13 protein-coding genes are annotated in these 12585 nt (G+C 52.1%); 8 read left to right on the plus strand and 5 right to left on the minus strand.

What is annotated here, in order from left to right; translation table 11 throughout:
- Positions 1-6 precede the first annotated feature (6 nt).
- From NeNHUV3_RS04870 to NeNHUV3_RS04885, 4 genes are all read right to left on the minus strand, one after another.
- Entirely contained in the window at positions 7-1335 is a 1329-nt protein-coding gene (locus NeNHUV3_RS04870) for a TRAP transporter large permease (RefSeq protein WP_391482840.1), read from the minus strand.
- Positions 1336-1346: 11 nt separating this feature from the next.
- Positions 1347-1859 carry a TRAP transporter small permease gene (locus NeNHUV3_RS04875; RefSeq protein ID WP_391483171.1) on the minus strand — a complete coding sequence of 171 codons (513 nt, stop codon included), beginning with the start codon at positions 1857-1859 and terminating at the stop codon, positions 1347-1349.
- A gap of 112 nt (positions 1860-1971) precedes the next feature.
- Positions 1972-3123, minus strand: coding sequence for a TRAP transporter substrate-binding protein (locus NeNHUV3_RS04880; RefSeq protein ID WP_391482841.1), 1152 nt, complete (start codon positions 3121-3123; stop codon positions 1972-1974).
- A gap of 15 nt (positions 3124-3138) precedes the next feature.
- Entirely contained in the window at positions 3139-3333 is a 195-nt protein-coding gene (locus NeNHUV3_RS04885; RefSeq protein ID WP_391482843.1) for a hypothetical protein, read from the minus strand.
- 136 nt (positions 3334-3469) lie between these two features.
- On the opposite strand from NeNHUV3_RS04885, the gene NeNHUV3_RS04890 reads away from it, so the two are divergent.
- Positions 3470-4504 carry a LacI family DNA-binding transcriptional regulator gene (locus NeNHUV3_RS04890; protein ID WP_391482845.1) on the plus strand — a complete coding sequence of 345 codons (1035 nt, stop codon included), beginning with the start codon at positions 3470-3472 and terminating at the stop codon, positions 4502-4504.
- Between the two features lie 128 nt (positions 4505-4632).
- Positions 4633-5862, plus strand: a complete 1230-nt coding sequence (locus tag NeNHUV3_RS04895; RefSeq protein ID WP_391482846.1) for a tyrosine-type recombinase/integrase — start codon at positions 4633-4635, stop codon at positions 5860-5862.
- Positions 5863-5974: 112 nt separating this feature from the next.
- On the opposite strand, the gene NeNHUV3_RS04900 is transcribed toward NeNHUV3_RS04895, so the two are convergent.
- Positions 5975-6421 carry a cupin domain-containing protein gene (locus tag NeNHUV3_RS04900; RefSeq protein ID WP_391482847.1) on the minus strand — a complete coding sequence of 149 codons (447 nt, stop codon included), beginning with the start codon at positions 6419-6421 and terminating at the stop codon, positions 5975-5977.
- 117 nt (positions 6422-6538) lie between these two features.
- Here NeNHUV3_RS04900 and NeNHUV3_RS04905 point away from each other — a divergent pair, with 117 nt between their 5' ends.
- The 6 genes from NeNHUV3_RS04905 to NeNHUV3_RS04930 all read left to right on the plus strand — a co-directional run bounded on the left by NeNHUV3_RS04905 (position 6539) and on the right by NeNHUV3_RS04930 (position 12493).
- The gene (locus tag NeNHUV3_RS04905) at positions 6539-7435 is read left to right on the plus strand and encodes a LysR family transcriptional regulator (protein ID WP_391482848.1); all 897 of its coding nucleotides are present in this window, start codon (positions 6539-6541) and stop codon (positions 7433-7435) included.
- A 292-nt stretch (positions 7436-7727) separates the two neighbouring features.
- Positions 7728-8219, plus strand: coding sequence for an Lrp/AsnC family transcriptional regulator (locus tag NeNHUV3_RS04910; RefSeq protein WP_391482849.1), 492 nt, complete (start codon positions 7728-7730; stop codon positions 8217-8219).
- 162 nt (positions 8220-8381) lie between these two features.
- A complete protein-coding gene (locus tag NeNHUV3_RS04915; RefSeq protein WP_391482850.1) occupies positions 8382-9524 on the plus strand; it encodes a glycine cleavage T C-terminal barrel domain-containing protein in 1143 nt (380 codons plus the stop codon).
- A gap of 27 nt (positions 9525-9551) precedes the next feature.
- Positions 9552-10001 carry an OsmC family protein gene (locus NeNHUV3_RS04920; protein WP_391482852.1) on the plus strand — a complete coding sequence of 150 codons (450 nt, stop codon included), beginning with the start codon at positions 9552-9554 and terminating at the stop codon, positions 9999-10001.
- Between the two features lie 20 nt (positions 10002-10021).
- Positions 10022-10822 carry an enoyl-CoA hydratase gene (locus NeNHUV3_RS04925; RefSeq protein ID WP_391482854.1) on the plus strand — a complete coding sequence of 267 codons (801 nt, stop codon included), beginning with the start codon at positions 10022-10024 and terminating at the stop codon, positions 10820-10822.
- Positions 10823-10825: 3 nt separating this feature from the next.
- Positions 10826-12493: an acyl-CoA synthetase gene (locus NeNHUV3_RS04930; protein ID WP_391482855.1), complete on the plus strand. Its 1668-nt coding sequence runs from the start codon at positions 10826-10828 to the stop codon at positions 12491-12493.
- The last annotated feature ends 92 nt before the right edge of the window (positions 12494-12585 follow it).

The following is a 12585-nucleotide window of genomic DNA, read 5'->3' on the forward strand; positions in this document are numbered from 1 at the left end:
TGTGTCCTACTTATAGATATCTGGAAGTAAAGTTGTCGAAACGGCAGGCACGTAAGCGATAAACAAGACCACGACAAACATGCACAATACAAAGGGCACCGCGCGCACGGCGATCTTTAGGATCGATTCACCTGTTATACCTGAGACAACAAAGAGATTGAGGCCGAGCGGTGGAGTGATGAAACCCACCCCAAGCGCAGTGATCATCATGATGCAAAACTGGATTTCGTTCATGCCAATGTTTTCGGCCAATGGTTGAAGGATAGGTGCCAAGATCACGATGTTGGGTGTCGTTTCCATTACACAGCCAGCGGCGATCAGGATACCGATCATCAACAGGATCAGGATCCAAGGCTCAGTAGTAAGGCTAGTTGCAGAAGTGACAAAGCCTTGCGGGACGCCCATAATTGCCAAGGCCTCAGCTAGCGGTGCGGAAAAGGCTATGATCGGAAGGATCACACCGTTGACCTTGGCAGAGCTGACCAGCATCGCGGGAAAGTCCGCAAAGCTCAGCGTCCTAAGTAGAAAACCCATCAAAATTGTAACCACGACGGCTGTTGCACCGGCTTCGGTCGGGGTCAGGCGGCCCGAGAAAATCCCATAAAAAATGATACCGGGCACGATGAACGCATACCAGCCAGATTGTAGCGAACGGCCCAGATTGCCAAGCCATTCCATAATCGTCAGATTGCCGCCGCCCTCATAAGCGTAGATCCGGTTCACAACGAGGTTGGTTATCAAGATCGCGAACAGGATACAGAGGCCGGGGATCAAGGCCGCGAGGAACAAAGTTGATGCGGACACACCCAGTACAAGGCCGATGATGATGTAAGCAATCGAGGGCGGAATAAGAATACCAGTACATGCGCCCGCGGCCACCAAAGCGCAGGCATAGGGGCGTGGATAACCGGCCTCGACCAGACGCGCGATCGTCATGCGACCCACCGCAGCTGCACCCGCCGCGTCAGAGCCCGAAATCGCCGCAAACATACCACAAACCAGCACGGTAGCGGAGCCGAAACCGCCTTTGGTAAAACAGGTCAGGGCTTCAGCAACATCTAGAAACTTACGACTCAGCCCCGTGCGAACTAACACGTCGCCGGTCAGGATAAACAGCGGGATCGCTGTCAGTGCAAAGGCGTCAATGCCAGTGAATAACCGCTCACCCACTAGGCTGAGCGGCAGATCCCCTGACATGAGCAACATCAAAATAGCAGACGACCCAATTGCCGCCCAAACGGGCACGGCCATGGCGATAAGCGCCACGAACAGGATGACGGGCACATAAAAATCCCAACCAAGCTCAACAGTTTGCGCAACAGTATTCCAGAGCATCGTACCGCTCCTCAATCAAATAGAGTGTCGCCCTCATAGACCGGCTTGCCAGTCTTGAGGGAAATGAAATCGCAGCGAAGCGACTGCAGCAAGCGCCAAATCATCAGGCCAAACCCTGTAGGGACAGCCATAAGAAACCAGACTTTGGAAAGCCGTAAACCGTCCGTGACAGAGCCAAATTTCCAAGACACATGGACAGATTCAAACGACCAATAAAGTGCGATCACCGCCACAATCAGCATTACAACATCGCCGAACATATAAAGTAGCGCTTTGGGTCGTTGACCCAGGTAATGCATAACCACGTCAATGCGAATGTGCGCACGTTCTTTGACGGCGGCGGAGGCTCCAATCCAAGCCAGATAAATGAAGGAGTAACGTACGATTTCCTCGCCCCAGATGGACGAATATGCGAAAATCTCACGGCGCAAGACTTCGACCGCCATAGTAATGACCAGCATGACGTAAAATATCAAAAGCAGCCAGCGTTCCGCGTTTTTATCAAGTCGGCACAGGAATTCCATAATCCGTCCAATCGGTTGCCATGCAAAAACAACGCACATCCGTTGCGCCAACCGTTTTGCATGTCGGAGAGAAAGTGTGCCGGACGCTACGTAAGCGCCCGACACGTTCTAATTACGCGTCGTGTACGTAATATTTGCCCTGGGTCGAGGCAGCTTCTTCCATCTGCGCAAAAGCATCCATGGAACCGGCGAGTTTGACTTTGAACTCGTCCCACTCAGAACGCTGATAACCGCCCGCATCTTTCCACTCAGCTAACTGATCATCGCTAAGGCTGTGGAATTCAACGCCAGCCTTGGCCAGCTCGGCCATGGCATGCGCACGTGCCGATGGCACCTTTGCAAGGTTCTGGTGGCCAGTCATCTCGGAAGCCCACATGATGCCTTCTTGAATGTCCGCAGGCATAGAGTTGAACCATTCGAGGTTGCACGAATACACCTGCGAGTCCGGTACCGCCTGCGTGAAAGTCACATGGGATAGCATGTCCTTGAAGCCGAATACGAACAACGCACCAACTGACGGATCAAGCGCATCTGCTACACCCTGCTGGATCGCTGAAGGTGTTTCACCCCATGCTACCGGAGTCGGGTTAGCACCAACCATACGGTAGTACTGCTGCAGCATAGCGGAGCCTGGCACACGGAACTTTACGCCATCCAGGTCGCCGGGCGTTAAGACAGCTCCTGCGCCACCCTTCCGGACAGCAACAACACGCGGGTCAATATTGACGTAGAACAATGGCTTAAAACCGTTTTTCTCAATTTTTGGTGTAACGTTTGTGTTCCAAAAATCAGAGTTTACTAGGTTAGTGAAACGCTGGTTGGACCCACAAAGATACGGCATATTGATCAGGTCAACAGTTGACGCAAATGGCGCGAAGTTAGACAGTGAGTGCTGAGCTGCTTGGATCGTACCACCCTGGACGGCCTGAACCAATGCACCACCTGCCCCCAACTGACCACCAGGAGCTAACTTTACATAAACCCTGCCGTTGGTCGCGTTCTGGATATTTTCCTTAAGGTCGAGCTGCATAATCGGGTAGCTTCGCGATGCACCCAGGACATAAGCTGTTGCAATTGTCATGGTATACTCAGCAGCGGCCTCGCGCTCACGTTCTTCATTAGCCGATTGCGCTGAAGCCTCGCTCGACCAAAGCGTACCCGCAGCACCTGCGACAAGAGCTGCAGTAAACCCCCCAGTTGATGCAACCTTTAAAAAGTTCCTACGCTCTAGCGACGCAATCTCTTTACGATCTTTATGATCCATTTGGATCTCCTCCCTTTAAACTTGTTCGCTGTCGTCATTCTTCGAACGATCAGCCTCTTTTCTCAGAATAGCGACGACGAAAAGAACCGCCGCAAAAGACAGAACCAGCATTTCTCCAATATCTCCAAGAACGGCAGCATCCGCAAAAGCGCCGAGGGCTACGTTCAAAAAGAAGATCAAGAAAACAATAAGTGCACCAATGAGAAACATGACAATCCTCCTCGCTGCCCAGTCCCACCACCAGTGTAAGCGCTTACAAAAATAAATTGCAAGCGTTTACATATTTTATATTTGAATGTGTTAGCATACATATACCAAGTACTAATGTTGAAAACACTGCGACTAGATGAATACTAAACCATGCATCCCCACTCTAAGCGACGTTGCCAAAGCCGCTGGTGTTTCAACTGCGACTGTATCTCGCTGTTTGAATGAAAACCAAAAAGTCGCCGCAAAAACGGTAGAAATGGTAATGAAAGCAGTCGAAGAGCTCGGCTACACCCCAAATTACCACGCGCGTGCGATGGCCGCGAAGCAGTCTCATACGGTTGGCGCAATCATTCCCACGATGGAGAATGCGATTTTTGCACGCGGCTTACAGGCGTTTCAAGAAACACTTTTTGAACAAAAGTATAATTTGCTTGTGTCCAGCAGCGCCTATCAGCCAAAGAGGGAAGCTCAGCAAATCCGTGAACTGGTGGCGCGTGGTGCTGACGGCCTGCTGCTGATTGGATTCGAACGCGACGAGGCCATTTACGACTTTTTAGCTCAGCGTGATATTCCTGTTGTTCTAGCTTGGGCCTCAAGACAAAACTCAGATCACGCCTATGTCGGCTTTGATAATCGAGCTGCGATGAGAATGTTGACTGACAAAGTAATTGAAATGGGTCATCGGCAAATTGGGATAATTTCAGGAATCACTGAAGGCAATGACCGTGCCGCTGAAAGACTTGCTGGCATCAAAGATAGCTGGCAGGCTCATGGTGGTTCCCTAGACAAACTTGCTATTGTTCAAACACCATATGATACAGAAAACGGTGGCGTTGCCTTAGAACAGCTTGTCCAGGCGACCCCAAGACCCTCAATTATTATTTGTGGAAACGATGTGCTTGCAACAGGTGCAATTTCAAAAGCGCGTGATTTGGGCATTAAAGTTCCAGACGATATTTCAATTACCGGATTTGATGATATCGAACTAGCTAAGCATGTCTCCCCTGCCCTAACTACAGTTCACGTTCCACATCGTCAAATGGGCCACATTGCCGCCAAAAGCCTGATTAACTTAATTGAAAAAAAAGGCGAGAAGGCATTTCACCAGTTGGATGTATTTATCGAGATGCGTGCTTCTTTGAAACGAATTTCGACGCCAGGAGCAAATTAGTAAGCCAGCCAGTAAAACGGCAATAACTAGGTTTATTCATTTTAGGCAAAATCTGTCTCTTTCTCTTATACACACTTCCGTAGACTTGTTGGTGCACCCTGCCGTAGTGTCGCTGTGAGGAGCAGGACATGCGGCAGCTGCGTGATGATACACATCTGATACTAGACGGCGAGGTGCGTGTGTATCGGCGTGAGCGCAGCAAGCGCTGGCAGGCAGCCTTTGTGATTGATGGGCACACGATCCGCATCAGCACTGGCAAACGCGATTTGGCCGAGGCCAAGGAGTATGCCCGCGAGACTTTTCTTGAGTACAAGTTCCGCCACAAGAACGACCTGCCCGTTGTGACCAAGAAGTTTTCTGATGTAGCCAAGCTGGCCATTGCGGATATGCGCAAGCAGCTGGATGCGGGTTTAGGGCGCAAGGTGTTTGCTGATTACATCGTGTGTATTGAGCGCTACCTCATCCCGTTCTTTGGGGCGCAGTTTGTGACCACCATTGATTACGAAAAGATACAGGCATTCTACGAGTGGCGGCGCGAGAAGATGGGCCGTGAGCCAAAGGCTTCTACGCTCAACACGCATAACTCAGCTATGAACCGTGTGTTTGATGAAGCCGTGGCCCGTGGCTTTATTGCCCACAAGAGTGTGCCTTTAATGGTGAACCGTGGGGAGAAGAGTGAGCGGCGTCCTGATTTTACCCGCGAGGAATACCGTACGCTTATTCGTAAGCTGCCCAGCTGGATTGAGGCTGGCAAAGCGGGCAAGCCCACAGACATGCGCCACCTCATGCGGGACTATGTGCTGATCCTAGCCAATACAGGCATGCGGCACGGCACAGAGGCCCTGAACCTCATGTGGAAGCATGTGACCCTGTTTGAGGACGGTGGTCAGCAGTACCTAGAGATGAGCGTGACAGGAAAGACTGGGCGCAGAGACATCATCTGTCGCAGTGGCACGCTGAACTATCTCAAGCGCATACATGAGCGGTCTGAAGACATACGCCACATTCCCTTTGAGGACCTACTCAAGCAGCGCATTGATCTGCCTGTGTTCAGGCTGCCTGATGGAACCGTTAGCAAGAACATACACCAGACATTCCGCAAGTTCGTCACAGACGCAGGGCTTATTACCTGTCCACGTACAGGGCAGAACCGCACTCTCTACAGTCTACGTCACACCTATGCGACATTCGCCCTACTCAACGACGGCATGGATATACACGCACTCGCCGTACAGATGGGCACAAGCATAGGCATGATTGAGCGGCATTACAGTCATCTCACGCCACGCCTTAAGAAGGACATGCTCACCGGCAAGCGGTATGAGCTGAGCAGAGAGGAGTTTGAGGGGACAGGGTAGCCAGGGTTTATGAACTGTGGGCGGAGAGCTGTCATTCGTGGCGGTCTGGGCGGAGGTTTGCACTGCAGACGAAGCAGACTTTGATAAAGAGCTTATGAAAGTCCGCTAATAATTATTGAGCCGCTGAAAATCTATATTCGATCTGTGAAAAGGCATCCTCGCCAAACCCGTAAGCCATGGTCAAACCTGTCGGTCCGGCAGTCACGCCGTGTTCCGCGTTGGCTGGTATGAAAATGGCCGACCCGGGTACGATTTCGACGGCTTGCCCATCCAGCATGACTGTACCCGACCCTGTAAGGCCAAAGTAAAATTCGGGTGGTGTATGGCGATGCAGGTGCAAAACGCCGCCTGCTGCGAAGGTTGCGACACCCAAAACCAAACCGTTCGACTGCGTCTTGTCACCAGAAATCAGTGTTTGCCACGTCACATCGCCAAAGACCGGATCAAATCCTCCTTCAATAGGCTGATCATCCAACGCCGCAACAAAGCCAATTGGATTGTCATTTGCGGCTACGGGAACAGGATTTTGTTCGAGTGCGAAGGTGTCGAGCTGAGACATAGGCATGGGGTGATTTCCTGACCAAACAGTATCTTTGTGGGCTGAGCTTTCTACGACTTGCATGAAAAGTAAAAGCGACTAAAAACATAAATTATAGGCAAAATATTTTGGTGGTAGATGATGTTTGAAAAACAGATCAACCTGACATGGCTGCGCACGTTCGAAGCGGCCTCTCGTCATCTGAACTTCACTGCAGCCGCAGCCGAGTTGGGGCTAACCCAAACTGCCGTAAGCCTTCATGTTCGAACACTGGAGGAGCAATTGGGGAGCCGTCTGTTTCATCGCAAGGCGCGTCACCTCTCTTTGAGTGATATCGGGCAGGCTTATGTTTCGACAATCAGGCAAGCTTTAGCGGATATCGACGCTGCCACCGCCAGCCTTTTTGGGGCAACCCGCAACGAGACAATCACCGTCAAAGCGCCGATCTCTACCTCCGCTCTTTGGCTGGCTCCGCGGCTGCCCAAATTCAAATTGGTCCACCCTGACATCGATATCCGTCTCGTGTCTAACATCTGGACGGACACAACTGGGTTTGATCACGTCGATGTGGAACTGCGTGTGGGTAGGGGCGACTGGACGGATGCTGCGTCTGAACGCTTGTCAGATGATGTGATGGTCCCTATTGGGCCTGTGCATTTGGGTAATGCAACGCTTGATCCTAAACAATTGTTGAACGGCCCGTTTATCCGCATTTTAGGGCAGGAAGCGGACTGGGTGAGGTATTTGGCGGCCCATGATCTGGCGTTACCGACGAGCGCAGACGAACTCTATGTTGATACAATGACAGCGGCGATTGAACTAGTTGCGAATGGCGGCGGGTATGCGGTTGTTCTCAAGCGTCTGGTTGAGATGGCAAATGCCACGGCGGCGCGCGTTTCGATTATTGGAACAGACGTTCCAACGCCAAGCGCACATTACCTCATGCGGCCGAGGTCCAAACGTTCAAAACGATCTGTGGTTTTGGTGTTTGAAAACTGGCTGCAGGAGGAATTTTTGGATACCGAAACTGGCTAAATTGATAGTTAAGAATGCCTCGAAGCAGCCATTCGTCGGTTATGCAGCTTTAGTCAGAGTGTGCTTCTTGTCGCCGTTAGCTTCAACAGGCACCAAAGTCCGCAACAGGCAAAAAGCGCCTACAATAGCTCCACCGCTTGACTCAGCTGCTCAGCGTTCACATCAATATACATCTTGGTGGTGCTTATATGACTATGCCCTGCCAGCTCTGCCGTAGTGTTATGGTGAGGAGTAGCATAGCTTGATATCATCCAACGGTTAGGCGTCCTAAAAACATGAAAGATCTGACTTAATGAAGAGACTTTTCCTTGATGCCGCGGACATTCGTATCCTCAGCGCGCTGCAGCAGCATGGGCAATTGAGCAAAGCCAAGCTTGCTGAGGTTAGTGGCCTTTCTGCGACACCATGCTGGGCACGGCTAGGAAGACTGAAAGCTGGTGGATATATTCGCGGCTATCATGCAGATATTGAATTAGGTCGGTTAGCCGACTTCGCTCAGGTAATCGTCACAGTTTCTTTGAGCCGTCATCGAAAAGCAGATTTTGAACGATTTGAGGCGTTTATCAGCAGTCGGGATGAAATCATAGATTGTATAGCTACTGGCGGTGGCGTTGATTATATCATGAAAGTCATCAGTCCCAGCCTCGCTACATTTCAAGACTTAATGGAAGACTTCCATGCTGAAGATATTGGAATTGACCGTTATATGACACACTTTGCAACTCGACAGGTGAAATCAAGTTTGCCCAACGTTTCAAAATTGGCAAAAGCAAATTCAAAATAGCCAATTCAGCCTAAACAGTCCTGCTATCGACAAAAAATATGCCGGTATGGTCCGAAAATCGTAAAACTTCAGACCACATTCGCCTGACTTCAATACTACATTCTTAAATTGAAAATGGTGGTCGTTGATCATTGAGATCACCGACAATAGCGGGAGAATGTCATGATGCAAAAAGATGATTTTGGTTTTGGTACACAGATCCGGAAGTCACCCTATTTTGACGCCACTGTGCGTTGGGGTGCCAAAGGATTTTCAGTCTATAACCATATGTATATCCCACGTGACTTCGGTGATCCTGAGCAAAACTTCTGGAACCTCGTTAATGAGGCGATCCTCTGTGATGTGGCAGTTGAACGTCAAGTCGAGATTACTGGGCCAGACGCAGCAAAATTCACCCAGATGCTGACTTGCCGTGACCTTTCGAAGATGGCCGTGGGCCAGTGCAAATACATCCTAATCACTAACGCAAATGGGGGCATTCTCAACGACCCTATTTTGCTGCGGCTTGCCGAAAACCACTTCTGGATTTCACTGGCCGACAGCGACATCTTGCTTTGGGCGCAGGGCGTTGCGATACATTCGGGCCTTGATGTCACGATTGGCGAGCCTGATGTGTCACCTTTGCAATTGCAGGGGCCCAAGTCTGGCGAAATCATGCGTGTTCTCTTTGGCGACGATATCATGGACATGCGCTATTATTGGCTGCGCGAGGTCGAGTTGAACGGCATCCCACTAATCGTGTCCCGCACGGGTTGGTCCAGTGAGCTGGGATATGAAATTTATTTGCGTGACGGTTCTAAGGGTGATTTGTTATGGGAGACCATCATGGCTGCGGGTCTAGAGTTTGGCCTCAAGCCCGGGCACACATCCTCTATTCGCCGCATTGAAGGCGGGATGCTGTCCTACCATGCTGACGCCGACATGAGCACCAACCCGTTCGAGCTGGGCTTTGATCGGCTAGTCAATCTGGACATGGAGGCTGATTTCATCGGCAAAGCGGCTTTGCGCCGTATCAAGGAAGAAGGCGTCAGTCGTAAGCAAATCGGCCTGATCATCGACGGTGATCCGCTGACCGGCCCGAACACGACGTTCTGGGAAATCAGTTCTGACGGCGCCCCAATCGGTAAGGTAACATCTGCGGTCTATTCCCCACGTTTGGGACAGAACATCGCGCTGGCTATGGTGGCGGCAGAACACGCCAACATCGGTGCGCAGGTCGAGGTCATCACAAAGTCTGGACCCGTCAGCGCGACTATTTGCGAGCGCCCGTTCTATGACCCGAAAAAGCAAATCGTGGCAGCTTAACGCCCTCCAGCACGAAAGAAGACATACATGTCAGACCTTGCGATCGAGCTGCATTGGCAGCGCGCCAGTCCCGTGTTGCAAACGGATGCTTATTCAAACGAGCACACGGTGCAATACAACGACCACTACGGCTTGCCTGTGGATTCTGCCCCTGATTGGGGCGGAAATCCGGACAACACGAACCCTGAGCAAGCGCTCGCCTCGGCCTTGTCTAGTTGTCATATGATGACCTTTCTGGCGCTTGCGGCAAAAGCGGGCTGGCCCGTGGCCAGCTATCACGATTACGCCGAAGCGCATTTGGGTAAAAACCCCAAAGGCCAGATGTCGGTGACGCGGATTGACCTGCATCCTGTAGTGCGTTTCGACACTGGCTTTTCGGTGGGTGACGATCAGCTCGCACAGATGCAAGACCGGGCTCACCGCTATTGCTTTATTGCAAACACCTTGGCCGACAGTGTCAAGATCAACATTCTTTAGCATCCAAGAGGAATAGTCCCGTGACCACATCTAACATCCTGCTCACCAATCTGGGCAAAAACGGCATATTGCGCCTAACCTTGAACGATGTTGCGCGCCGCAATGCCTTGTCCGAAGCGATGCTTGCAGCATTAGGGGCTGCGTTTGCCGATGCAGGAGCTGATCCACAGGTGAGGATCGTTGTCTTGGCAGCTAATGGCCCGGCATTTTGCGCGGGTCATGACCTCAAGGAGATGACAGCTGGGCGCAGGCACGAGGATGGTGGGAGGGCGTATTTTGCAAATGTCATGGCGATGTGCGCGGGCTTGATGCAAGGCATCGTGAATTGCCCCAAACCCGTGATCGCCGAAGTGACTGGCATTGCGACGGCCGCAGGTTGCCAGTTAGTGGCAAGCTGTGATCTGGCGATTGCTGCGGACACGGCTCAGTTCAGTACACCAGGCGTGCATATCGGGCTGTTTTGCTCTACCCCAATGGTGGCTCTGTCGCGAAATGTAGCTGACAAACACGCGATGGAGATGCTGCTGACAGGCGATATGACATCCGCAGCGCGGGCCGCAGAGATTGGTCTTGTGAACCGTGTTGTAGCCCCCCAAGCGCTACAAGAGGCCACGATGGAAATGGCGTGCAAGATTGCGTCGAAATCCAGCATGACGCTCGCCACGGGCAAACGCGCCTACTACACACAGCGCGAAATGACATTGCATGACGCCTACGACTATGCCTCCAGTGTGATGGTCGATAACATGCTGGCGCAAGACGCGCGTGAAGGCATCAGTGCCTTTATTGAGAAGCGCGCGCCCGAATGGCAAGACGCCTGAACCATGACGACAAACCCCTACAACACCAATCTTGACCGCAATCCTGCAAACCACCAGCCACTGACGCCGCTGACATTTCTGGAACGGGCGGCCTCGGTTTTTCCTGATCACACAGCGATCGTGCATGGCGTATTGCGGCGCAGTTATGGTGCATTCTACGCACGATCGCGTCAGCTGGCTTCCGCTTTGGCACGAGAAGGCGTCGGGCGCGGTGATACAGTATCAGCCTTGCTGGCCAATACGCCTGCGATGTTGGAATGCCATTACGGGGTGCCCATGTGCGGCGGTGTTTTACACTCTGTAAACACCCGCCTCGATGCATCGGTGATCGCGTTTCAACTAGACCATGCGATGTCCAAAATCGTCATCGTCGACCGCGAATTCATGCCCTTGATGCAAGACGCGCTAGCGCTGGCAACGGTGAAACCGCTTGTGATCCAATACGACGATGCCGAATTCACGGCGCCTGCAACTGCGACTGATGCGCAGGATTATGAGGCCTTCTTGTCGACGGGTGATTCCGACTTTGACTGGCTGATGCCGCTGGACGAATGGGACGCCATTTCGATCAACTACACTTCGGGTACAACAGGCGATCCAAAAGGGGTCGTTTCGCACCATCGCGGTGCCTATTTGTTGGCGCAGGGCAATGCGCTGACGACATCGATGGCCAAGCACGCGGTCTACCTCTGGACGCTGCCGATGTTTCATTGCAACGGTTGGTGCTTCCCGTGGACCCTTTCGGCGATAATCGGGACCCATGTCTGTCTGCGTCAGGTGCGGGCAGAACCAATTTGGAGCGCTCTGGCAAATGAAGGTGTCACCCACCTATGCGGCGCGCCCATTGTCATGTCCCTGATCATTTCGGCCCCTGAGGACGAGAAGCGCAATCTCGGCCATGTGGTACAATTCTTCACTGCTGCCGCACCACCACCGGAAAAGCTACTGGCCGATATGAAAGCCGCAGGCTTTGATGTGACGCATTTGTATGGGCTGACAGAAACTTACGGCCCTGCTGTGGTGAATGACTGGCATCAGGACTGGTCAGACCTTCCGCCCGCCGAACAGGCTAAGCTAAAATCCCGTCAAGGCGTGCGCTATCTTCCGCTTGAAGGCCTTAATGTGCTGGACCCAGAAACCATGCTGCCGGTTCCACGCGACGGTAAAACCATGGGTGAAGTAATGTTTCGCGGCAACGTAGTAATGAAGGGCTATTTCCAAAATCCGACAGCCACGCGTGAGGCGTTCGCTGGTGGCTGGTTCCATTCCGGCGATCTGGGCGTGCGTCATCCAGACGGCTATATCCAGCTCAAGGACCGTTCCAAAGACATCATCATTTCAGGCGGCGAAAATATCTCGTCTATCGAGGTGGAAGAGGCCCTCTACCGTCACCCCGCAGTCGAGATCGCCGCCGTGGTTGCTATGCCCCATGAGAAATGGGGCGAAACGCCATGTGCCTTTGTGGAATTGGCTCGAGGCGCAGCAGTGGATGCCGAGACCTTGCGCGCATGGTGCAAAGAGCAGCTGGCAACCTACAAGGTGCCCGGGCAGTTTGTATTCATGCCGATCCCACGGACGTCTACTGGCAAGATCCAGAAATTTATCTTGCGCGAGCAAGCCAGAGATATCGCACAGAAAGCAACTGCAGATAAAACGTTCAAGGCTCGATAGCCGAAACTTGTCTTAAGTTGTCAGGAGGGCAAGCCCTCAAATTCTGTACTTACAAGTTGGGAAGACCTCAAAATCACACCCTCACCGCCACG

Origin of the sequence: Nereida sp. NH-UV-3, assembly GCF_042939535.1 — a bacterium.
Classification (GTDB): domain Bacteria; phylum Pseudomonadota; class Alphaproteobacteria; order Rhodobacterales; family Rhodobacteraceae; genus Nereida; species Nereida ignava.

Coding starts and splice junctions, on each gene's coding strand:
- NeNHUV3_RS04920 (WP_391482852.1), top strand. CDS start 9,552: ATGTCAGACCTTGCGATCGAGCTGCATTGGCAGCGCGCCAGTCCCGTG.
- NeNHUV3_RS04905 (WP_391482848.1), top strand. CDS start 6,539: ATGATGTTTGAAAAACAGATCAACCTGACATGGCTGCGCACGTTCGAA.
- NeNHUV3_RS04875 (WP_391483171.1), bottom strand. CDS start 1,859: ATGGAATTCCTGTGCCGACTTGATAAAAACGCGGAACGCTGGCTGCTT.
- NeNHUV3_RS04910 (WP_391482849.1), top strand. CDS start 7,728: ATGAAGAGACTTTTCCTTGATGCCGCGGACATTCGTATCCTCAGCGCG.
- NeNHUV3_RS04900 (WP_391482847.1), bottom strand. CDS start 6,421: ATGTCTCAGCTCGACACCTTCGCACTCGAACAAAATCCTGTTCCCGTA.
- NeNHUV3_RS04880 (WP_391482841.1), bottom strand. CDS start 3,123: ATGGATCATAAAGATCGTAAAGAGATTGCGTCGCTAGAGCGTAGGAAC.
- NeNHUV3_RS04930 (WP_391482855.1), top strand. CDS start 10,826: ATGACGACAAACCCCTACAACACCAATCTTGACCGCAATCCTGCAAAC.
- NeNHUV3_RS04890 (WP_391482845.1), top strand. CDS start 3,470: ATGAATACTAAACCATGCATCCCCACTCTAAGCGACGTTGCCAAAGCC.
- NeNHUV3_RS04895 (WP_391482846.1), top strand. CDS start 4,633: ATGCGGCAGCTGCGTGATGATACACATCTGATACTAGACGGCGAGGTG.
- NeNHUV3_RS04885 (WP_391482843.1), bottom strand. CDS start 3,333: ATGTTTCTCATTGGTGCACTTATTGTTTTCTTGATCTTCTTTTTGAAC.
- NeNHUV3_RS04870 (WP_391482840.1), bottom strand. CDS start 1,335: ATGCTCTGGAATACTGTTGCGCAAACTGTTGAGCTTGGTTGGGATTTT.
- NeNHUV3_RS04915 (WP_391482850.1), top strand. CDS start 8,382: ATGATGCAAAAAGATGATTTTGGTTTTGGTACACAGATCCGGAAGTCA.